General features: G+C 59.4%; 23 protein-coding genes. 12 read left to right on the top strand and 11 right to left on the bottom strand.

The genetic code is table 11. The features are described 5' to 3' along the window. Positions 1-138: 138 nt before the first annotated feature. Complete coding sequence (locus FGL65_RS03770) at positions 139-1,362, bottom strand: BaiN/RdsA family NAD(P)/FAD-dependent oxidoreductase (protein ID WP_348981305.1); 1,224 nt, start codon at positions 1,360-1,362, stop codon at positions 139-141. Positions 1,363-1,627: 265 nt separating this feature from the next. On the opposite strand from FGL65_RS03770, the gene FGL65_RS03765 reads away from it, so the two are divergent. Then, positions 1,628-2,395: an exodeoxyribonuclease III gene (locus FGL65_RS03765; RefSeq protein WP_147819724.1), complete on the top strand. Its 768-nt coding sequence runs from the start codon at positions 1,628-1,630 to the stop codon at positions 2,393-2,395. A 201-nt stretch (positions 2,396-2,596) separates the two neighbouring features. Here the strand turns inward: FGL65_RS03765 and FGL65_RS03760 are convergent, their stop codons facing one another. Both FGL65_RS03760 and FGL65_RS03755 read right to left on the bottom strand, forming a co-directional pair. Continuing rightward, positions 2,597-3,415, bottom strand: a complete 819-nt coding sequence (locus tag FGL65_RS03760; RefSeq protein ID WP_250645565.1) for an MlaA family lipoprotein — start codon at positions 3,413-3,415, stop codon at positions 2,597-2,599. 7 nt (positions 3,416-3,422) lie between these two features. After that, positions 3,423-4,697, bottom strand: coding sequence for an alpha/beta fold hydrolase (locus FGL65_RS03755; protein WP_187170521.1), 1,275 nt, complete (start codon positions 4,695-4,697; stop codon positions 3,423-3,425). Between the two features lie 236 nt (positions 4,698-4,933). Between FGL65_RS03755 and FGL65_RS03750 the strand changes: the two genes are divergently transcribed. From FGL65_RS03750 to FGL65_RS03730, 5 genes are all read left to right on the top strand, one after another. After that, on the top strand, positions 4,934-6,634 hold the full coding sequence (locus FGL65_RS03750; RefSeq protein WP_147819722.1) for a hydantoinase/oxoprolinase family protein: 1,701 nt from the start codon (positions 4,934-4,936) through the stop codon (positions 6,632-6,634). Positions 6,635-6,655: 21 nt separating this feature from the next. Then, complete coding sequence (locus FGL65_RS03745; RefSeq protein ID WP_147819721.1) at positions 6,656-7,990, top strand: histone deacetylase family protein; 1,335 nt, start codon at positions 6,656-6,658, stop codon at positions 7,988-7,990. A 68-nt stretch (positions 7,991-8,058) separates the two neighbouring features. Next, complete coding sequence (locus tag FGL65_RS03740; protein ID WP_187170520.1) at positions 8,059-9,123, top strand: SH3 domain-containing protein; 1,065 nt, start codon at positions 8,059-8,061, stop codon at positions 9,121-9,123. Continuing rightward, on the top strand, positions 9,006-9,431 hold the full coding sequence (locus FGL65_RS03735; protein WP_147819719.1) for a C40 family peptidase: 426 nt from the start codon (positions 9,006-9,008) through the stop codon (positions 9,429-9,431). The genes FGL65_RS03740 and FGL65_RS03735 overlap by 118 nt, the downstream gene beginning before the upstream one ends. Before the next feature lie 69 nt (positions 9,432-9,500). After that, complete coding sequence (locus FGL65_RS03730) at positions 9,501-10,223, top strand: hypothetical protein (protein ID WP_147819718.1); 723 nt, start codon at positions 9,501-9,503, stop codon at positions 10,221-10,223. Between the two features lie 4 nt (positions 10,224-10,227). On the opposite strand, the gene FGL65_RS03725 is transcribed toward FGL65_RS03730, so the two are convergent. Both FGL65_RS03725 and FGL65_RS03720 read right to left on the bottom strand, forming a co-directional pair. Next, positions 10,228-10,446 (bottom strand): DNA-binding protein, encoded by a 219-nt coding sequence (locus FGL65_RS03725; RefSeq protein ID WP_147819717.1) that lies wholly within the window; start codon positions 10,444-10,446, stop codon positions 10,228-10,230. Between the two features lie 9 nt (positions 10,447-10,455). Further along, positions 10,456-10,860, bottom strand: a complete 405-nt coding sequence (locus FGL65_RS03720; RefSeq protein WP_147819716.1) for a DUF5675 family protein — start codon at positions 10,858-10,860, stop codon at positions 10,456-10,458. Between the two features lie 146 nt (positions 10,861-11,006). Here FGL65_RS03720 and FGL65_RS03715 point away from each other — a divergent pair, with 146 nt between their 5' ends. Both FGL65_RS03715 and FGL65_RS03710 read left to right on the top strand, forming a co-directional pair. Then, positions 11,007-11,753 carry a S24 family peptidase gene (locus FGL65_RS03715; protein WP_147819715.1) on the top strand — a complete coding sequence of 249 codons (747 nt, stop codon included), beginning with the start codon at positions 11,007-11,009 and terminating at the stop codon, positions 11,751-11,753. An 18-nt stretch (positions 11,754-11,771) separates the two neighbouring features. After that, positions 11,772-12,179 (top strand): hypothetical protein, encoded by a 408-nt coding sequence (locus tag FGL65_RS03710; protein WP_147819714.1) that lies wholly within the window; start codon positions 11,772-11,774, stop codon positions 12,177-12,179. A 492-nt stretch (positions 12,180-12,671) separates the two neighbouring features. Here the strand turns inward: FGL65_RS03710 and FGL65_RS03705 are convergent, their stop codons facing one another. After that, positions 12,672-13,478, bottom strand: coding sequence for a 2-amino-3,7-dideoxy-D-threo-hept-6-ulosonate synthase (locus FGL65_RS03705; protein ID WP_147819713.1), 807 nt, complete (start codon positions 13,476-13,478; stop codon positions 12,672-12,674). A gap of 221 nt (positions 13,479-13,699) precedes the next feature. Here FGL65_RS03705 and FGL65_RS03700 point away from each other — a divergent pair, with 221 nt between their 5' ends. Continuing rightward, a complete protein-coding gene (locus FGL65_RS03700; RefSeq protein WP_147819712.1) occupies positions 13,700-14,959 on the top strand; it encodes an EAL and HDOD domain-containing protein in 1,260 nt (419 codons plus the stop codon). A gap of 10 nt (positions 14,960-14,969) precedes the next feature. Here the strand turns inward: FGL65_RS03700 and FGL65_RS03695 are convergent, their stop codons facing one another. Next, positions 14,970-15,839 (bottom strand): radical SAM protein, encoded by an 870-nt coding sequence (locus FGL65_RS03695; protein WP_147819711.1) that lies wholly within the window; start codon positions 15,837-15,839, stop codon positions 14,970-14,972. A 190-nt stretch (positions 15,840-16,029) separates the two neighbouring features. On the opposite strand from FGL65_RS03695, the gene FGL65_RS03690 reads away from it, so the two are divergent. Beyond that, positions 16,030-18,462 (top strand): ATP-binding protein, encoded by a 2,433-nt coding sequence (locus FGL65_RS03690; RefSeq protein ID WP_147819710.1) that lies wholly within the window; start codon positions 16,030-16,032, stop codon positions 18,460-18,462. 4 nt (positions 18,463-18,466) lie between these two features. Continuing rightward, positions 18,467-18,841, top strand: coding sequence for a response regulator (locus tag FGL65_RS03685; protein WP_147819709.1), 375 nt, complete (start codon positions 18,467-18,469; stop codon positions 18,839-18,841). 78 nt (positions 18,842-18,919) lie between these two features. On the opposite strand, the gene FGL65_RS03680 is transcribed toward FGL65_RS03685, so the two are convergent. Next, on the bottom strand, positions 18,920-19,126 hold the full coding sequence (locus FGL65_RS03680) for a hypothetical protein (protein WP_147819708.1): 207 nt from the start codon (positions 19,124-19,126) through the stop codon (positions 18,920-18,922). Positions 19,127-19,380: 254 nt separating this feature from the next. Here FGL65_RS03680 and FGL65_RS03675 point away from each other — a divergent pair, with 254 nt between their 5' ends. Beyond that, positions 19,381-20,070, top strand: a complete 690-nt coding sequence (locus FGL65_RS03675; protein WP_147819707.1) for a response regulator — start codon at positions 19,381-19,383, stop codon at positions 20,068-20,070. Positions 20,071-20,106: 36 nt separating this feature from the next. Here FGL65_RS03675 and FGL65_RS03670 read toward each other — a convergent pair whose 3' ends face one another. The 3 genes from FGL65_RS03670 to atpB form a co-directional block, all read right to left on the bottom strand. Beyond that, on the bottom strand, positions 20,107-20,742 hold the full coding sequence (locus tag FGL65_RS03670) for a redox-sensing transcriptional repressor Rex (RefSeq protein ID WP_147819706.1): 636 nt from the start codon (positions 20,740-20,742) through the stop codon (positions 20,107-20,109). Between the two features lie 108 nt (positions 20,743-20,850). After that, entirely contained in the window at positions 20,851-21,159 is a 309-nt protein-coding gene (locus FGL65_RS03665) for an ATP synthase F0 subunit C (protein WP_147819705.1), read from the bottom strand. Between the two features lie 71 nt (positions 21,160-21,230). Further along, a complete protein-coding gene (gene atpB / locus FGL65_RS03660; RefSeq protein WP_147819704.1) occupies positions 21,231-21,929 on the bottom strand; it encodes a F0F1 ATP synthase subunit A in 699 nt (232 codons plus the stop codon). Position 21,930: the final 1 nt, after the last annotated feature.

The following is a 21,930-nucleotide window of genomic DNA, read 5'->3' as shown; positions in this document are numbered from 1 at the left end:
CACAAATTTCCCGCCCCCCTGACAGCGAATCCGCTCAGAGGGGTACGAAAAAAAAGCCCCGGCGCATCTTGAAACAGACGCGTCGGGGCTTTTCTTGTTTGCATCGACAAGGCGAATGCGCCCTTCCGAACAGCCGAATTACAACAACACTCCCACAGCATGGGCCGAAGCCCAGGCCCATTGCAGATTGTGCCCGCCCAGGTGGCCGGTGACATCGAGCAGTTCGCCGATGACGTGCAGGCCCGGCACCTTGTTCACCTCCAGGGTCTTGGACGAAAGTTCTGCCGTGTCCACACCGCCGCAGGATACCTCGGCCTTTTTCCAGCCTTCCGTTCCCGAGGGGATCACTTCCCAGCGATGCAGGGCGTCCGCAGCCTGTTGCAGTTGCTTGTTGCTCAGCTGGGAAACCGGGGTTTCACCAATAGATTTCGGAATAAATTCCGGAAGAATACGTTTCGGAAGACAGGACTGCAGCACCTTGCGGAAAAGCGCGTTGGACCGGCGGTTTTCCTCCACCAGGACCTCCACCCGCCGCCCGGGCATCAGGTCCACGAGCACAGGGTCGTTGCTCTGCCAGTAGGAGGAAACCTGCAGCACGGCGGGACCGGAAATCCCCTTATGGGTAAACAGCAGGTCATCGGTGAAGGTCTGACCGTTGGTGGATACGGCCACGGGCAAGGCCGTGCCCGCCAGCCGGTTGCAGCGCTCGGCCTCCTTGCCGGAGAGCACCAGCGGGACCAGGCCGGGCCTTGGCTTGACGACATTCAGTCCGAACTGCCGCGCCAGGCGATACCCCAGATCCGAAGCGCCGACCTGGGGCCAGGACCTGCCGCCCAGGGCCAACACCAGCTTCGGGGCCTCCAGGGACTCGCCGTTGGTTTCCACCTGAAACGGCCCGGTGCCCGAAACGCTCCCGATCTCACGCTCCAACAGAACCGCAACGCCGCTGCGGTGGCACTGCTCTGCCAGCACGCCCGCCACGCGGCCCGCGCCCTGGTCCGAAAAAAGCTGGCCCGCGGCCTTTTCCTCGTACCCGATACCGTGCTCCGCAAAAAAGGCCACCACATCCCACGGCGTGTGCCGCGCCAGGGCCGACTTGCAGAAATGGGGATTCTCGGAAAGGAAGTGCCCGGCACCGCATTCGAGATTGGTGAAATTGCACCGCCCGCCTCCGGAAATCCTGACCTTGCGGGCCACCTTGGGACCGTGGTCGAGCACCGCGACACTCCGGCCGCGCCGGGCCGCGTGCAGGGCGCAATACAGGCCCGAGGCCCCTGCGCCCAAAATAATGGCATCATATTGCTGCATGCCCCGGTTGTAGGCCGAAACACAACAATGCTCAAGCCGAAGCCGCAGGCTCAAGTTCCTTCCAATGCAGAGAAAAATTTGCTATGTTGTCAGAACCACAAGGCTTGCAAGCCAAGAACGGAGGAGCACGATATGGAAGGTTATTTCTGGTTTTTCCTGGGTCTGGTCATGACCATCTGCGGTCTGGTGATGATCAAAACCAGCACCCCCAACGAGGACTAATCGGTTCACCGGGCATCGGGCCCAACAATTTTCCGGAGGGAATCCGTTTTGCGGCGGGTTCCCTCTGCGCGTCTGAACCCCAAGCAAGGAAACGCCCGTGATCATCTATTCCTGGAACGTCAACGGCTACAGGGCCGTACTGAAAAAGGATTTCCGCTCCTGGCTGGACGGCTGCGGCGCGGACGTGGTCATGCTTCAGGAAACCAAGGCGGAAAAGGACCAAGTGCCGCACAAGCACAGCGAGCCCGACTCCTTCAGCCACCACTACTGGAATTCCTCCCAGAAAAAGAAAGGGTATTCGGGCACCTGCTGCTTCTGTAACCCGGAGCCCCTGGCCGTGTTCACAGGCCTTCCCGACGAGCGCTACCGCAACGAGGGCCGGGTGCAGCATCTGGAGTATCCGGATTTCCACCTCTTCAACATCTATTTTCCCAACGGCCAGATGTCGGACGAACGCCTGGAGTTCAAGATGGGCTTCTACGACTGCTTCCTGGAGCACGCCCAGGAACTGCGCAAGACCAAGCCCATCGTGGTGGGCGGCGACTTCAACACGGCCCACACCGAGATCGACCTCAAGAACCCCAAATCCAATGCCGAGCGCTCCGGGTTCCTGCCTATCGAGCGCGCCTGGATCGACAAATTCATAGAGCACGGCTACGTGGACACCTTCCGCATGTTCGAGCCGGGTCCGCACCACTATACCTGGTGGTCGTACCGCTTCAACGCCCGCCAAAACAACGCGGGATGGCGCATCGACTACTTCTTTGTCTCGGAGGAACTGAAGAAAAAGGTCAAGCGGGCCTGGATCGAACCCGAGGTCCAAGGCTCGGACCACTGCCCCATCGGCATCGAACTGGACGTGTAGTGGCTTCGGGGTCCTGTATTGCTGATGCAGCTACAATTTCGCTTCGATCAAAATGAATCTGCTCCATCAAACGCCCTTTTCAAGACTGCCGAGAAGGGTCGCAGATACGAAACGCAAAAGAAAGCCAGCCCGCAGCGTATATCCAATACGTGGGGAGCTGGCTTTCTTGCGGCAACGAAGTAGATGCGCTCTTATCCTTGTTTATTTCTGGACGTCCAGTTCACGCTTCTTGGTATACAGGAAACGCACAAACTCGTACTCGAACGGGGTATCCGTGGAGTAATAGAGGAACGGGATATTGGCGCGGGCGTTGATGGCCCGGGTCCCGGAATTGATGTTGCGGGCTGAGGACTTGTCCTTCACGTCCGCGGCGCTGTAGATGGCTTCCATCTCGTACATGGAAATGAAGTAATCCGGCACCAGGCCGATGGCGTCGCGCCCGTTGGACGGGCCGAGGATGGGCAGCACCAGATACGGGCCGTCGTCGAATCCCCAGACGCCCAGGGTCTGTCCGAAATCCTCCTCGTGCTTGGTCAGCCCCATCTCCGAAGCCACATCCATAAGCCCCAGAATACCGATGGTGGAGTTGACCAAAAACCGGCCCACGGTAACCACGGCTTTTTTCCCCTTGCCCTGCAGTACGCAGTTCACAAAGGTGGGAACCTCGTTGAGGTTGTCGATACCGTTGGAAATGCCCTTGCGCGCCGGCGGGATCAGCACTGCATTGTAGGTCTTCACCAGCGGCATGAAGACGTACTTGTCGAAATGGGCGTTGAAGGAATACATGGTGCGGTTGAAGTTGTTGGCGGGGTCGTCCACGCCGAAATAGGAATCCTCGACCGCATTCCTGATTTCCTCAGGGCTGGGTACATGGGAGACCGGGGCGCGGAACTGCCGGTCTTCAAGCGTCAGTTCCGGAGCCACCTTGCGGGAGGCGCATGCGCCGAGCAGCAGCAACACCATGACCAGACACACGGCCCGGGCCAGGGAATGAAACGATATGGTTCTGCTGCTGTTCATGGCGCTCCTACTTGACCGCCTCAAGCATGGCGTTGACAAAATTCACATGCTGCAGGTTGCCGCAATGGCCACCATGCGGGAAAAGCCTGACCCTGTCGCCAAAGGTGTCCCGCAGAAAATTCAGGTTGCCCTCATCCAGGATGGGGTCGTCCTCGTTGCCCACCACCGCGATGTTCCCGGCACCCTTCAGGTACTCCCCGATGCTCTCCAGACTGCACCGCCGGATCACGTCCTCCTTGCTGCCCTCCACCCCCAGGAACTGGAGATAGGGGTAGAGATACTCGTCCAGATAATCCTCGAACCGGATGCGCGAGGCCGCATTCATGTACGGAAGCAGGGGATCGTACTTGGTCAGGACCTTGTCCGCGGGCACGATGTACCCGGCATTGAGGCAGACGTCGGAAGTGAAGACCATGGAGGAGGAGGTGATGCGGAAGGCCGTGGCGATGAGCACCCGGTAGTCCGCGTCCGACGCCTTGAGGTAGTCGGAAAGCTGGTAGAGGACCTCGCTGTCCAGAGTCTTGAGCTCTCGGGACTTATAGAAATCCGCGAACTGGCGGAAAAACTTGTCGATGATCTGGTTCGGGGTCTCGCCGCCCGTGTTCTTGGGCGAAAGCCAGGAATCGAACCGCAGGGCCGAGGAATACAGGTTCACGGCCGGGTTGATCAGGAGCACCTTTCGGAACTTGAAATCGCCGCGCTGACTGTCCAGGCGGGCCAGGAATGCGGAATGCATGCCGCCGAGGCTATAGCCCCCCACGGAAATGGAGGTCACGGGCTGCCGCTTTTCCACCACTTCCTTGCACCAGAGCATGACCCGGTACAGGTCCTCCACGTCGTGGGGCACATAGCCCGCGGCCGCATACCGGGAGGCGCTGACAATGAAATTGTAATGCGTGGGAGAGGAAACGCAGACCACGTGGTAACCTTGGCTGTAGAACACCTGGGCCAGAAAACGCATCTTGGCGGAATTGTGCCTGGCTCCCGTGCCCGCCACCAGGAACATGAGTGGGGCGCCCTTGTCCTGGAGCACCATGCTGTAGTCCAGGTCCTCGGCATACCAGAAAAGATCGGGGGTATGACGGTCCTTGATGGTCAGGCTCTTTTCAGCCACGAAACCGACCCGGGCCGGGTGGTAGATCATCTCGGGCGGGGTTCCGAAGACCGTGGCCTTATAGGGATCGGTAAAGGGATACGGCTTGACCTCGCCCTTGGCCAGGCAGGCCGGGGCAAGGGCCAGAAGGCTGATAAACAGCACAAGTGCGGCGCATCGTTTTCCCATCGCGGTCCCGTTCATTTTCCGTCGCAGGCTACAGTTCAACTCCATACCCCATACACTTCAGGGTGCCCACGGTCAAATATAATCCGGAATCAAGGAGTTACGGCATCCTCCAAAAACTCCCCCAGCCGCAGCAACCATTCCCCGAGAGAATCATGCCGTTTGCCGTTTTGGGCATGGACTCCGCTCCGCAAGGGGTGGTAAACATTGGCCGTACCGCAACGAAGACAGGAGACGGCATGTTACTAGGAATCGACGTGGGGGGAACGCATACCGATGCGGTAGCCCTGGACCTGAGCGGACCGCGCGTGGAGGTGGCCGCCTCCTGCAAGGTGCCCACCAAGCACGACGACCTGCTTTCGTCGGTCACCGAGGCCCTGCGTATCATCCTGCGGGACATCGACCAGTCCCTCATCAAGCAGCTCAACCTGTCCACCACCCTGTCCACAAACGCCATCGTGGAGGGCCGCACCGAGGACGTGGGGCTGCTGGTCAGCGCCGGACCGGGAATCGACCCTTACAACTTCCAGCCCTGCCGGGACTTTCACGTGCTGGACGGCTCCATCGACCACCGAGGCAACGAGATCAAGGCCCTGCCCATGCGCCAGGCCGAAAAAGCCATTGCCTCCTGCCGAAAAAACGGGGTGCGCGTCTTTGCCGCCGTGGGCAAATTCTCCACCCGCAACCCGCGCCACGAGAACCTGATCCGGCGCATGGTCTGCCAATGCACGGATGAAGGCGCCTGCGAAGGCGCGGACTTCGTGACCATGGGGCACGAGCAGGGCGGGGCGCTCAATTTTCCGCGCCGGGTGGCCACCTCCTATTTCAACTGCGCGGTCTGGCGGCTCTACAACGGGTTCGCCACCGCCGTGCGCCGGTCCCTGGACGACATGGGCATGTCCCACGTCACGGTCAACATGCTCAAGGCCGACGGCGGCACCATGCCCCTGGAGGCCTCGCGCAAGATCCCGGTGCAGTCCATTTTTTCCGGCCCGGCGGCCAGCGTCATGGGCATCATCGCCCTGTGCGACATCGTGCACGACTCGGTAATTCTGGATATCGGCGGCACCACCACGGACATCGCGGTCTTTGCGGACGGCGCTCCCCTGGTGGAACGCGACGGCATCTCCATCGGGTCGCACCCCACCCTGGTCCAGGCGCTGAAGGTCAAGTCCATCGGCATTGGCGGCGATTCAGCCATTTCGGTCATCGGCGAGGAAATCCGGGTCGGCCCCCACCGGCTCGGCCCGTCCGTGTGCCAGGGAGGCCAGCGCCCCACCCTCACCGACGCGCTCAACTGCACCGGGGCCTGCGCCCTGGGCAATATGGAGGCCTCGAAAAAGGCCATTGCCGACTTTGCGGAAAAGCACTCCCTTTCCCCGGAAAAACTGGCGGAAACCGCCGTGGAATATGCGGCCAGAGCCATTCACAAGGCCACGCGGGAGCTGGTGGACGAAATCAACTCCAAGCCCGTGTACACCATCCACGAGCTCCTGGAGGGCAAACGGGTCGTGCCCCGCAAGGTCTACCTCATGGGTGGCCCTGCCGAGGCCATGAAAGCCGACCTGTTCAAGCAGTTCCGCCTGTCCACGGACGTGCCCTCCAACTATTCGGTGGCCAACGCCATCGGCGCGGCCCTGACCCGCACAACCTGGGAACTGGAGCTCTTTGCCGACACCGAACGCCATGTGCTGTTCATCCCTTCCCTTTCCCACCGCGAAAACATCCCCACATCCTACACGGAAAAGGACGCTCGCAAGGACGCGGTCAACAACCTGACCATCCACCTGGACAAGCTGGGCGTGTTCCTGAAGCCCGAGGACGCGCAGATCACCAGTTCGTCCAGCTTCAACATGGTCAAGGGATACGACATGGTGGGCCGAAACATCCGCGTCAAATGCCAGGTCCGTCCCGGCGTGGTGCGCAAGATCGCCTCCTAGGCCCGGTATCAGGAGAACTTCATGCTCAAGGCAGAAAACACACTCGGCATCATTTTTTTCCCGGCCTTTGACTGGTCCATCTCGCCCACCCACCCGGAGCGGGAGGAACGACTGCTCTATACCCAGGACCAACTTCGCGAGGAAGGGATCTTCGACATCGAGGGCATCGGCGAATACAAACCAGGAGTGGCCGAGACAGAGGATATCGAACGCGTGCATTTCTGCTTCCCGGAAACCAGCTCCGTAGTCACCCGCTCCCATCTCGTTTCCGCGGGCGGGGCCATCCGCGCCGCAGAGCTGGTCATGACCGGCGAACGGCGGAAAAGCTTCGCCCTGGTGCGCCCCCCGGGCCACCACGCCATGAAGGTGGTGCACGGCTCGCGCGGTTTCTGCACCATCAACATCGAAGCGGTCATGATCGAATGGATCCGGGAGCACTACGGGCCCAAGCGCGTCGCCATCATCGACACGGACTGCCACCACGGCGACGGCACCCAGGACGTCTACTGGCACGATCCGGACACCCTGTTCATCTCCATGCACCAGGACGGCCGAACCCTGTACCCGGGCACGGGCTTCCCGCAGGACCTGGGCGGCCCCGCGGCCATGGGCCGGACCCTGAACATCCCCCTGCCGCCCAACACCTCGGACGAAGGGTTCCTTATGGCACTGGAACGCATCGTCATGCCCATCCTGGAGGACTTCAAGCCGGACCTGATCATCAACTCGGCCGGGCAGGACAACCACTTCACCGACCCCATCACGAACATGAATTTCTCGGCCCAGGGATACGCCGCCCTGAACGAAATCCTGCAGCCGGACATCGCCGTGCTCGAAGGCGGATACGCCATCCAGGGGGCCCTGCCCTACGTGAACCTGGGCATCTGCCTGGCCATGGCCGGGGTGGACTACTCCCAGGTGCGCGAACCCGACTACAGCCCGGAGCAGTGGAAGCAGGACGCGCGCACCACCGCCTACATCGAGCAGCTCTGCGAAGCCCTGCCCGAGCTCTACTTTACCCCGCCCCCCTTCGACGGCTCGGAAAAATCCAAGCAGGGCATCATCTCCGGTGACTGGTTCATCCGCCACAAGGACATCTACTACGATACGGACGGCATTTCCGAGGCCCAGATAGAAATGGTCTACCAGTGCCCGCATTGCCGGGGGCTCATGAAATACGAGACCAGGTCCACCAACAACCCGCTCTGCCTGGGCATCGAGGTGCCCCAAGGCGCATGCCGGGCCTGCAAGGACCTGGGATACAAGATGGTGGAGGAGGCCCAGATCAAGGGCCAGTACCGCTATATCCAGTTCATCAACCGCCGCGACAAGGATTATCTGCGCTTCGGGTTCTAAGAGGGGCGGTTTTCGGCTGACCATTGACAGCACTCCGGATTTCGTCCCTTATGTACCGTGAGGTAATCATGAAACATATTTGTAATGCCTTCTGCCTGCTGTCCATTCTGCTAGTTTCCGCCTGCGCCATGCCCAGGCCGGGCATGATCCGCGACCTGGACACCCTGCCCCAGGACGCAGGCGCCTACCACGGCCTCGACGCCGATGCGCCGCTGCTTTCCCCCGGGCTTCAGGCCGGGATGTACGCACGGTTCCTACGCAAACATTACGGCCCCTGGGCTCCGGACTTCCAGCCCGTGAAGGAGGACGCGGCCTACTGGGCGCTGACGCACTATTCGAACAAGGAAATCTTCGGACAAAACACCCTGAAACGGAATCCGGAATGGATGCGGATGGTGGCCGAAGAGGCACGAAAGGACGCCTATCCGAGCATGAGCCGCCCCTGCATCGCCGTGACCAACACGAGCATGCGCAGCCTGCCCACCCGGGAACCCGTGTTCTGGGACTTCCGGAAGCCCGGCGAAGGCTTTCCCTTCGACTACATGCAGAACTCCCAGGTGCTGGCGGGAACTCCGCTCCGGGCCGAGCACATCAGCAAAAGCGGGCAATGGGTGTTCGTGGAATCCCGGTTCACCTTCGGCTGGGTGCCGGTACGCGACATCGCCTGGACCGACAGCGAATTCATGAACGCCTTCAACGCCCCGGCCATGATCGCCGTCACCAGGGATGAGGTTCCGGTACGCGACATCCAGGACCGATTCCGGTTCACCGCCAACATCGGCACGGTCTTGCCCCTGGCGCAACGCCCGGACAACGGCTGTTTCAAAACCCTTATTCCCGTCCGCGACGCCCAGGGAAACGCCGTGGCCGTGGAGGCGGACATCTGCCGCACGGATGCCGAGCTCATGCCCCTGCCCGCCACCCCGCGCACCTTTGCCAAGCTGGCCAACGCCATGCTCGGGCGGCCTTACGGCTGGGGGGCCTGTATGAAGACAGGGACTGCTCCGCAACCCTCATGGACCTCATGGCCCCCTTCGGCATCTACCTGCCCAGGAATTCCAGCCAGCAATATAACGAAGGAAGCATCACGGAGCTCAAGGGCCTCGGTCGCGCCAACAAGAAACGGGCGCTGAGAGAACACGGCATCCCGTTCCTGACCCTGATCCGTTCGCCGGGCCACATCATGCTCTACATCGGGGAGCGCGACGGGGAACCCGTGGTCTTCCAGACCATGTGGGGCGTCAAAACCCAATTCATGTTCGGTGACGAGGGCCGCCACGTCATCGGACGGACAGTCATCACTTCGCTGGAACCGGGCAAGGAGCTCTACAATCTCTCCCCATCACGGGGGAACCTGTTGGACTCGGTCTATGGGCTGACATTCCTGGTCACCAACAAGCAGGCGTCAAGCCTTCGACAGTCGAGCCTCCGGGGCAAATAAAGAGCATTCGCAACCCTTCGGTTTTCTGCCGAATCCCGCACGGGGCATGGCTTTTGCTGTCATGGGGGCATGAAGTGGAGCACCCTGCGCAACTGCGCACTCATAGCCACGACCGTGCTGCCGCTCTCCGGCTGCCTCGTGCTCAGCGCCCTGCTGGGGGCCAGCGGTTTCGTGCTCACGGGCCCGGCCCAGTATATCGGCACGGTGTACACCGTGGGCGAATACACCTATGAGCTGGCAGCCAACAACAAGACCCCGGACATGGTCATCAAGGAAAAACTGGCCTGGTTCATAGGTCCGGACACGGATCGAAACAAGGCTGAGGAGCCGCAGACAACCCTGCTGGCCGAGCAAAATACGCCCGCCGCCCCCCTGAAAACCCTTCGTATCGCCCCCCTGCCCAGCCCCACGCTGGAAACCGCCCCCGAGCCCATAATTATGGAAGTAGCCATGCTGGGCACCACGGAACTACCACGACAAAAAAGTCATCCGGCAAACATAACTCCCGAAAGAACTCATTTTGAAAAGTCATTTGTCAAACATTCACCAGAAAAGAAAGTCGAATTACAGACACGAGCCGCGAAAATTCGCCCCCCCCTGCCCCTGCGCTCCGCCAAAACACCGCCACCCGACACCCTGCTCCGGATACAGCGCATGGAACAGTCGTTCCGCGCCGCCGACATGCACCTTACCGGCCGAACCGACGGCAACGGCGTCAGAATAGAAATGCCGCCCGACCTCAGGCCGGACGGCATCAATGGCTCCTGGAGCATACGCCACCAGGTCTCCTAAAACATCAGCTGATCTCGCCATACAGATACCGGCCAATATTCTTGTCCCGCTGAGCCCGCACCCAGCGCCGCAGATCCTCGGGCAGAGCCCGCCACTGCCCCCGATTGGCCCGCTTCCAGGCGGGCAACCCGTGCAATTTCACCAGCGAGGTTATTTCCTTGGGATTCTCTCCCACCGCATAGCAAATGTCCTTTGCGCCCTTCAGGCATATATGCTGTTGCATCAAAGCCCCCTAATACTCTTCACGTATGGTCAGATGAAACGAATCCACGCCCTCCAGCAGGGCCAGAAACTCCCGAAAAGCCTCGCCCGAGGCCATCAGGGCCCGTCGACCGCGCAGCGCGCCCACATGCCGGCCGAGAAGAAAACACCCCCGGGTATCCTCCACCACGTTCCCCGGATGAAAGAGCACGGAGGAACGCCCCGGCACGTCGTTGACCTCGAACGTCTCCCCGAATTTCGGGGAACGGACCCTGGAGCAGCGATACTGCTGTGCCGGAACACTTGACACATTTCTGGCGTTTTCCCTGTCGGGAGGCTCAAGAGTCAGACATATCAATTGTTTGTTTAATCGAAGCGCGCCGATGGTACCCGCTTCACCTTCCTCAAGTCGTGTTATTTCCACTACTGGCAACATAATTCCTCCACGGGTTGTGCCCTCACGCAGTTTCATTATTAGCCAAATGTCTATTTGTTAGTCAATAGGTTTTGACAAAAAGCTTTAGACATTCTTCCAAAAATATGATTAACCCTACTGAAGAATTCTCGAATAAGGGAGCATACATGGGCTTCACCGATGATGTGCGCGAAGCGCTTCTGGCCCGAGTGGGAAAAGGACGGCGATTCTCCAACAACAAACGCATGGCCGACGAACTGGGAGTGGACCCTTCGCAACTGAACCGCTTTCTCAAGCGGGAGCGCGGACTCAATGCCGACTCCCTGGGCAAGATCCTTGACGGGCTTGACGCGGCGGTGTCCTTCCCCGACGAACCGGCGGACGCGGCCATGGAAGTCTGTTTTGTTTCGCCCACCAAGCTTTCCAGCGGCGAGGAATCCTTTGACCCGGTTCCGGAGGACTACCTGGCCGTCCCCCTGGCCGCATCCCCTGTTGCCGCCGGCCCGGGCCTGATCCCCGAAGACAAGATCGAAAGCTGGGTGCTGGTCTGGCGGCACCACGAATCCGTGCGGTTCCGCTCCAACCTGGTGGCGGTCCAGGTGGGCAAGAACGAGATGTCCATGGTCCCGACCCTGCACCCAGGGGATATCGTCCTCGTGGACCGCAACGACCGAGACCCCACCCCGGCCGGAAAGATCATGCTCGTCTGCGAGCCCGGTCAGGAAGGCGGCGTCATGGTCAAGCGGGTCAACACCAAGCGCCTGGACGACGACATCGAACTGATTTTCTATTCCGACAACAGCAAGGAATTCCCGCCCATGACCTACAGGCTCGAACGCGATTACGACGGGGACATCACCCGCGCCATCGGCGGCAACGTGGTATGGGCGTGGAGCGACATGACCAGAAAATAACCCACCAAAGGAAAGAGCATGGCACGACTGCTTTACGCCCTTATCTGTAGCGACGTCATTGTGGACCGGGAAACCGGGGCCACCTCCTTTATCCGTTCCATAGAACACGCCGTGGTCCAGAACCTGCCGGCCACCCTCCCACCCCTGTATGTGGGGAGCATGTGGGAACTTGAAGACGCGGAACCCTTTACCGTGGCCCTGCAGCTGACCCACCCGGACGGGAAAATCGAAACCCTCGGGGTGCAGGAAGTGGCCAGTCCGGGTACCATGCTCCACAAACTCAATTTCCAGCTCCCGGGCCTGGCCGTGACCCAGGAAGGCAGACACGTCCTGTCCGTGACCACCAAGCGCGGCAGCGAATGGACTTCCCAGGCGGAACTGCCCGTGTTCATTTTCCGCCCCTCTCAGGAAACGCCCCAGGCGTAGCCGACGCCACAACTCCGACCAGCAACCCGATGGGGAGAAATCATTTTTTGTGCTCTATTTTATAGATAAATCTATCTATAAAATTCGCTTTACTATCACCTCCTGTGCAGGACAAAATATTTATAAGATATTTTTCTGCCTCAGCAAACACAAATAGCTTGAATTATATAAGTTTTTTAGATATTTTGCTGGACTTTTCCCTATGGGCGAACGTATTTCCACGGCAGGGCCGACAAGGGGTGGGCCTCCTCTCAGAAAACCGCACTCCGCGAGGGCTGCGGCAGTAAACACGAGGATGCAGTGGTATGCCGATGATATTCATATGCTTGCCGGGCCGCTCGGGAAGCCTGCCCAAGGCGCGGCATTTGGCGCAAAAGGGATTCAAGGTTTCCGAAGCCGTGCTCATGAACCGGGACCAATGCGCCAGGGAACAAAAAAAGGGAGCGGACGCCGCTCCCCGGGAAAAAATACATCAAAACAAGGATTGCTGAATCAGACCACTCCGGAGACCCCGTTCAGGGCCTCGTCCACGGCCATGTCCTCATGCACAAGACGTCGCAGCACGGTCGCCAGGGCGCGCGGATCCGGATGCTGAAAAACGTTCCTGCCCACAGAGAGGCCGGATGCCCCGGCATCCAATGCGTCCCGGACCATGTCCAAAAAAGAGCGCACACTGTCCGTGCGTTCGCCCCCGGCAATCACCACGGGAACTCCGCCAGCACCCTGCACTACACGGGAAAAACTTTCCACGCTGCCGCTGTAATGCACCTTGATGATATCAGCCCCCAGTTCGGCCCCCACCCGCGCACAGTGCGCCACCGCATCCGGGTCGAATTCGTTGGCCACCTTGGGCCCCCGGGCATAAACCATGGCCAGGAGCGGAACGCCCCATTCCGCGGCCGAGGCGGCGATACGCCCGAAATCCGCCAGCATGGAAGGCTCGTTTTCATCTCCGATGTTCACATGGATGCTGACACCGTCCGCCCCGAGCTTGAGCGCCTCCTCCACAGTGCCCACCAAGACCTTGGTATTGGCGGAGGGACTCAGGGAGGTACAGGCGGAAAGATGTATGATCAGGCCGAGATCCCTGCCGGAGCCTCGGTGCCCGAGCCTGGCAATGCCCTTGTGGACAAGCCCCGCATCGGCCCCTCCCTCGGCAATGGCCGCCACCGCGGCCCTTATGTCGCGGATTCCTTCCAGTGGGCCCACCGTGACCCCGTGATCCATGGGTACGATGAACGTGCGCCCTGTATTCCTGTTGATGATACGTTCCAGGCGGATGGCCTTGCCGGTACTCATATGCTCCTCCATTCCTGCATAAAAGTGACCACCCGGTCACCTCTTGGGGCACAATAGTACAACACAATCAAAGTGCAAAGCGATTCCGTGAGAATTTCAGTCTTTTCCCACTCAAGACGACATCACCCCAGACCATGGCCCCCAGCATTGACGCTCCCTTCAATGTGGGGCAATATCAATGCACTATGCCCCATTGAGTCTAACTGGAAGGAGTTTCGAGGATGGATCAGGAAAGAACATACGAAAACGTGTTCATCGCCCGTCAGCCGATTTTTGACGAAGTGGGCAAGACTTGGGGATACATGCTCCTTTTCCGGGACAGCCAGCACGCCACCTCGGCCAGCTTCACCGACAACTCGGAAGCGACCATGCGCGTGCTCGCCAACATGCCCATGTGCAACCTGGGCACCTCACCTGACGCCGGCGTCATGGTCCATTTCCCGGCCGAATCCATCATCAAGGGCATTCACCGGGCCATGCGTTCGGACTGCGGGGTCATTGTCCTGGAAGAAAACGAGGACGTCTCCCCCGAGCTCGTCGACGCACTGCAATCCATTCGCGAAGAAGGCTACAAGGTGGCCATCAACAACTACCAGGGACTTCCGGACAAGGAAGAGCTCTACAAGGCTGCGGACATCCTCATCGTGGACCTGCTCGATAAAAACCAGGGAGACCTGGCCGCGTTGGTCAAAAAAGCCAAGGAACACGGCAATGCCAAACTGATGGCCAAGCGCGTGGAAAACATCGACGTGCAGCGCATGGCCAAAAAGAGTGGGTGCAGCCTCTTCCACGGATTCTATTACAAGAAGCCTGAGGTGGACTCGGCCCGAAAGATCTCCTCCAATGAGATCACCCGGCTCAAGCTTTTCGAAATCATCGAACGGGACGAACCGGACTTCGACGCCCTGGCCCAGGCCGTGGAGGCGGACGTCTCCATCAGCTACCGTTTGCTGGGCTTCCTCAATTCAGCCAGTTTCGGCTTCGCCACCACCATCACCTCCATCAAGCAGGCTGTGGTCCTGGCTGGCTGGAAACCCATCCGCAACTGGCTGAGGGTGGTCATTCTCACGGACCTGACCCCTTCGGAAAAGAGTCGCGAACTTACCTACCTTTCCGCGCACCGGGCCAAGCTTTTCGAAACGGCCGCCTTGGGCGGCGGCTATGAGAACATCTCCGACAAATTGTTCATGCTCGGGCTGTTCTCGCTGCTGGACGCCATGTTCGACATGGAAATGAAGGAAGTGGTCAAGCACCTGCCCATTGACGATTCCCTCAAGAAGGCATTGTGCGGGGCGGAAAACGAATATTCCGAGTGGCTCCGGCTGGCCTTTGCCATCGAGAACTCCAACTGGGAAGAGGTGGGGCATACCGCACGCGCCCTCAACCTGCTGCCGGGCACGGTGGCGGTGAGCTACCAGCACGCCTTTACCTGGGCCGATTCCTTTTTCGGGACGGACTATTCGAGCAGCACGCCTCATTAGGCGAGAAAACCTACAACCCCCGCAGTCCTTCGGGCTTGAGGGCCAATTCCCCGTCCAGCGCTGCGTCCAGGGCCAGTAACGTCCTGGCCTTGTCCCGGGGCAGACGCGCCCGCACCGGGAGATAATTTGAGGCGTGGTTGGCCAGGAACAATCCCTTTTTCAATTCCAGCCCGGCAACCATCTCGCGAAGCTCCACCAGCATCCCCCGGGCGTCGGGCAGCACGAACTCCCCGCTCTGCCACCGCCGGTGCAGGGGCGTTCCGGGCACGAGCATCAGGCTCAAGGCCGCCACCTGATGCGGCTGCATGAGGTTCAGAATCCGCGCCGTTTCCCGGGCATGCACCAGGGAACGCTCGACCCCGGCGAGCCCGTTGATGACCGTGACATTGAGATTGAATCCTGCGGCCACGGCCCGCTGCCCCTGCTCCACCATGGAAACGGCGGTGCTTTTCTTGTTCATGACCGCCAGCGTGACATCGTCTCCCGACTCTAGTCCCATGTAGACCTTTCCCAGGCCGAGCCGCCGCAGCCTGCGCAGCTCCGCATCACTTTTCCGGCGCAGCCCCCGGGCGTTGCCATAGGCGGCAACCCTCGTCACCCAGGGCAGCTTTTCCTGGATTTCCCCAAGGATACCCTCCAGTCGCTTCTGGGGCAGGGACAGGGCGTCGCCGTCGCACAAGAAGACTTTTCGGATTCCCCGGCACCGGGCAGCGGCGAACTCAATATCCGCGCTCACGGTTTGCCGGTCCTTGATGGCAAAGGGTTTGTCCAGATAGGCGCCGCAAAAGGCGCATTTTCCATGGGTGCACCCGAGGGAAACCTGCAGCAGAATGCTCCCGGCCTCGCTGGGGGGACGTATGACGGTTCCCTGCAAATCCATCACGGCCTCCGCGAACCTGTTAAAAAGAGTAATAATCGCATCGTATGGTTGGAAGCGGTATGCTGCATGCGGGTACGATACCGCAAGCCTTGAAAACATCAAGAAGCAGCGATGTCGCGGACGCCGGTTGCTTTTCCCCGCCCGCGAACGTAGTAGAACGACGTATCCGAACATTCGCGAAAGAGTCGCCATGAAGCCTGAAAACAACAACCGCTCCTATGTCGGCATAGACAACAACACCCGCGGCCTGCTCACGGCCTGCGCAGAACCGGCCCTGATCATCGACATGGCCGCCCATATCATCGCGGCCAACGAGCCCGCGGCCGCCATGTTCCACAAGGCAGCACCCGAGAACCTCGAAGGCAGCACCCTGTATGACTTCCTACCCGAGGAGCTGGTCACCACACGCCGTCAGCGCATACGCAAGCTCATTCGCGAGGGCAGGACAATCCGCTTTGAAGAGGAGATCCTGAACCGATCCTATATCCACACCTTCACCCCCATAACCAATCCATGGGGGGACGTGGTCAGGATCGCCATCCACTCCCAGGACGTGACCGCCCTGCGCAAAAGTGGGGAAGAACTTCGGCGCGAGCAGCAACGGCAGATCTTCTTCATGGAATCCCTGCCCGGCCTGGTTTTCCACATCTATCCAGACGAAACCATCCGCTACGCAAACCGCTATTTCCGCAAGCAGTTCGGCAGCCCAGGAGGCAAGCACTGCCACGAGCTGCTGGATTGCCGGGGCACCCACTGTTCGGCCTGCCCGCCCAAGGAGGCCATGAGCAGGGACAGGGCCGTGGAATGGGAATGGACCGACAAGCGGGACAGGACCTTTCACATCCAGTACAGCCCCATGACCAACAGCGCAGGCGAGCGCATGGTCATGGCCCTGGGGCTCGACATCACCGAACGCAAACGGGCCGAGGACAAGCTGCAGCAGGCCTACGAGGAACTCGAAGACCGCGTCCGGCAACGGACCCATGAACTGGAAACGGCCAACAAGCAGCTTACGGACAAGAGCCTCCGGCTCATCGAGGCCAAGAAAAAGGCGGACGCCGCAGCGCGGGCCAAATCGGCCTTCCTGGCCAACATGAGCCACGAGATACGGACCCCCCTCAACGCCATTCTGGGTATGACGGAGCTGGCTCTCAAGGCCGAGGATCAGGACAGCCGCGCCCATTACCTCCAGAACGTACTTGAGGCCGGAACATCCCTGCTGACCGTCATCAACGACATTCTGGACTTCTCCAAGATCGAGGCCCAGAAACTCACCCTGGAGAAGATTGACTTCAGCCTGACCACAGTTCTCGACACCCTCATGGAGATCCACTCCATCCAGGCCAAGGGCAAGCAACTGGACATCTCCTGCCACATGGACAGCTCCGTTCCGGACTGTCTTCGCGGCGACCCCTCCCGGCTGCGGCAGGTGCTCATCAACCTGGTGGCCAACGCCATCAAGTTCACCCCTAGGGGATCAATACACATTTCCGTCCGGAACAAACCCCTGAACGGACACCCGGGAAGCAAGGCCGTGCGTCTCGAATTCGCGGTTCAGGACACAGGAATAGGCATCCCCGAGGACAAACAGCAGGCCATTTTCGAAAGCTTTCTCCAGGCCGACGACTCCGTGACCCGAAAGCACGGCGGAACAGGGCTGGGCCTGGCCATCAGCAAGCTCCTGGTGGACCTGATGCACGGAAGAATTCACGTGCAGAGCGAGCCCGGCAAGGGAAGCACGTTCAGCTTCACTGCGGAATTCGAAGCAGGCGACCCCGAAAAGATCCAGAAGGGAGAACCGGCAGGTGAACCGGCCACCCTGCCGGACATGCCCGCACTGAGCATCCTGCTGGCGGACGACAACGCCCTGAACCGCAAACTCGCGGCCACCATCCTCAAGGAACAGGGCCACGACGTCACCACCGTGGAAAACGGACATGACGCCATAGCCCTGCTCAAGGCGGGCAAATTCGACATGGTGCTCATGGATGTCCAGATGCCCGTCATGGACGGCATCACCGCCACCCGCATTATCCGCGATCCCAATTCGGGCGTGATCGACCCCGAAATTCCGGTCATCGCCCTTACGGCCCATGCGCTCAAGGGCGACAAGGAGCGCTTTCTGGAGGCCGGGATGGACGCTTACCTATCCAAGCCCATCAGCATGAAGCGTTTTCTCGCCGTGATCGCCGAAACCTTCACCAAGTCCCAGCGCACCCCGTCTCAGGAGACCGGACATGAGGAAAAGGAGCCGCGAAAGAGCCACAGCCGATTTGACAGAAAAAGCGCCTTGGAGATGCTTTCAAACCGAACGGATCTGCTCCTGAAAATGGACCGGATATTCCTCCGTGATATCGGCGGCGACCTGGAGGAATTTCACCGGGCGTTCCAGGACGAGGACATGGAAACCGCACAGCGAGCCGCCCACAGCATCAAGGGAGCGGCGCGCACGGTGGGCGCCATGCGCACCGGGGCGTTGGCGGAACAGATGGAGTACCTCTGCAAGCACGCCAACCAGCAGGCGGTTCGGGAAGGCATGGAACAATTTGAGTTTGAAATAAAAACTGCTATAGATTTCATCGGTAAACAGGAAAAGCACCTCCAACAGGAATCAAAAGGATAAGCCCATGGCCAAAACCATTCTTGTCATTGACGACGCCCCCATGATTCGGGAACTCATCAAAAGCGTGCTCGAGGCCGAGGGCTTCAATGTCGCCGAGGCATCCGACGGCGAAGAAGCCATCCAGATATATAAACAACAGAAGATCGATCTGAGCATCGTGGATATCTTCCTGCCCAAGAAGGGAGGGCTTCAGGTCATGGGAGAAATCATGGAACTGGAAGCGCCCCACAAGTTCATTGCCATCTCCGGGGGCGAGGCCTTCAATCCGGAGGCCATTGTCGAACTGGCCAAGGCCTTCGATGTCATTGAGACATTCACCAAGCCCATCGACACGCGAAGGCTGGTGGCCGTGGTGCACAAGGCGCTTGACGAAGATTAGGCAAAAGAAAGGGCCCGGGGAATGTCCCCGGGCCCTTTCTTTTGGATTTGCAGCCTCAACCGGATATACAAAAAACCGCTAGCATTCGTAGCAGTCCTTGCTGATATAAAAGCACAGATCAAACAGGTTGTTGACCATCTCGTCCACGAGTTCCTCGCCCTCCGGCTCGACGCTCACGGTCTTGTTGATAATCTTGGAAAACAGCATGCCGATGAGCTGGTCATCATACAGAGTCCAGTATTTGTTGCCTGAGGGAAATTTATTGTCGAAACCGTGGTAGTACATTGAGCAACTCCGTTTTCTGTGCCTGTTTCCTTCTCTATCGGCGACTGGATCAAATGACTTTACGCTCATTTTCACTTAAATTTGATTCAAGAATCACGTAATGTTAGATATGACGGCATCAGAGGCTGTCCCTTTACTGAAGAAAAGGGACAAGCCTGTAACAAACACACAAAATGTTTCTCATTTGTCACGAAAGGGACACACGAACTGGTTATACCTTGCGCTGAAATCAACCTGAGACCAAGGAGCGCTCAGTGCCGGATTACAAAATTCTGGTTGTGGAAGACCACAGAGACACTCGGGAACTGCTCAAATACAATCTTGCCTCCGCCGGGTTCGACGTGGCCGCAGCCGAGGATGGCGCAGAAGGCCTGGATCGGGCCAGGGGCTTTCACCCCGACCTGGTGCTGCTGGACCTCATGCTGCCCGGCATGGACGGCCTGGAGGTCTGCCGCAAGCTCAAGCAGGACCCCGGGACTTCGGGAGTCCCCGTGATCATGCTCACTGCCAAGGGAGAGGAAATCGACCGGATCGTGGGGCTGGAACTGGGGGCAGACGACTATGTGGTCAAGCCCTTCAGCCCACGGGAACTGATCCTGCGCATCAAGGCGGTGCTCCGCCGCTCCGGCGGCAATGAGACCGGCTCGCGCCCCAGCGCATGGGAAAGGGACGGCCTCAAGGTAGACTTCGAGGCCCACCAGCTGGAAATAGACAGCGAGTCCGTCCCCCTGACCGCGACCGAATTCAAGCTGCTTTCAGAGCTGATCACCGGCCAGGGCAAGGTGCAGACCCGCGACCATCTTCTGGACACGGTCTGGGACACCCACTTCGAAGGCTATTCCCGCACCGTGGATACGCACGTACGCAGGCTGCGCCAAAAACTGGGGCCGTATGCCGAATGGATCGAGACGGTCCGCGGCGTAGGCTACAGGTTCCGCTCATAATGAGGGCGGAACAGGAGATACGCCGGAACCCGAGACTCAGGAATGGCCGCCGAGGGTAACCTGGAAGGCCAATGAATAGAGATGGTCGAAAAAGTCGACGTACTCGACGGGAATGTGCGGCGGTACATTGATCCGGGCCGGAGCGAAATTCACGATGCCCTTGATGCCCGCATCCACCAAGTGGTTGGCGGCGCGCTGGGCCCGGTCCGGCGGGGTGGTGATGATGCCCAGCTCAATGCCCAGCTCATCCACGTGTTCCTTGAGATGGGTCGGGCAAACCACTTCCATGCCCACCAGTTCCTTGCCGATCTTGTCCGGGTCGCAGTCGTAGGCGGCCTTGATCAAAAATCCACGCCTTTCGAAATCATGGTGCCGCAGCAAAGCGGTGCCCAGATTGCCCACGCCGATGAGAGCGCAGTTCCAGACCCGGTTGATGCCCAGGGATTCGCGGATGGAGGTGATGAGCTCCTGAACATAGTAGCCCACGCCGCGCACGCCGAATTCGCCGAAATAAGCCAGGTCCTTGCGGATCTGGGACGAGTTCACCGAGCAGGCCTGGGCCAGCTTTTCAGACGAAATGACCTCAATCCCGTCGCGGATGAGGTTTTCCAGAACTTGTATGTAGACGGCAAGTCTGCCGATGGTCGCTTTAGGTATGTGTTCGCTTTTCATTATTCTTTCGCCCACAATCCGGGCTCAAACATGTGAAATCCGTAACATGATTTCGGTTGAAAAAGGGAGGCCGAGGCCTCCCTTATCTCAATCTCGCTTAACTGGCAACTAGACCACGAAGAGCAGGATCAGGCAGACAACCAGAGCGTAAATAGCCAGGGATTCGATGAATGCCAGGCCGAGGATCAGGGTGGTGGTCAGCTTGGAACCGGCTTCGGGGTTGCGGGCGGTGCCTTCACAAGCGCCCTTCAGGCCCATGCCCTGACCGATGCCGCAGAGGCCAGCGGCCAGGCCCATGCCCAGAGCGGTGGCGTATGCTTTAGCGGACATCACGACTTCGCCGCCTTCGGATGCGAATGCAGCGGTGGCAACCAGGGTCAGGGCCAGAGTGGTCAGGATAGTTTTCAGAGCTTTCATTGTAACTCCTCCAAAAGAGTTTGATATAAGTTGTGGTCAGACGACCATTTCCCCAAATTTAAGGTCTGTTCCTAGTGGGCGTGATCAAGGGCTCCCTGCAGGTAGATGGTACCCAGCATGAAGAAGATGAACGCCTGGATGGACTTTGCCAGCAGGAACAGGAAGTACATCGGAATGGTGGAGAACACCGGCGCCAGGAAGAACAGCAGCACCAGAACGATTTCCTCACCGCGGATGTTGCCGAAGAGACGCAGAGTCAGCGACAGCGGGCGTGCGAAGTGCGAGATGAGCTCCAGGATCAGCATAAGCGGAGCCATGGCCGCAACCGGGCCCATGAAGTGCTTGATGTATCCGAAACCCCATTTACGGATACCGTGGAAGTTGTAGTACAGGAACAGCGTCACGGCCAACGGGATGATGGTGTTGATGTTGGCGGTGGGGGCGTCGCAGCCCGGAATCAGTCCCATGTAGTTGGAGAAGAGAATGTACAGAAACAGGGTGATCAGCATCGGGTAGACCCTGCGGCCCTCTTCACCGATGTTGGAGACCACGAAGTCCTCGAGGCCGCCGATGACCATTTCAAATACATTCTGCAGTCCGCCGGGCACCATCTGGAGCCTGCCGCGAACCAGGAAGGCCAGGGTGAACAGGATGATCATGACCATCCACGTATGCATGACGTAGTAGGCCCAATCTCCGTGCAACCCCAAGGCATTGCGCAAAAGATCCATGTAAATCAGAGGATGCGGTAAACCGCCACCAGCTGCCATA

This window comes from Salidesulfovibrio onnuriiensis, assembly GCF_008001235.1.
Classification (GTDB): Bacteria; Desulfobacterota; Desulfovibrionia; order Desulfovibrionales; family Desulfovibrionaceae; genus Pseudodesulfovibrio; species Pseudodesulfovibrio onnuriiensis.
This window is presented reverse-complemented; position numbering and strand designations above follow the sequence as displayed.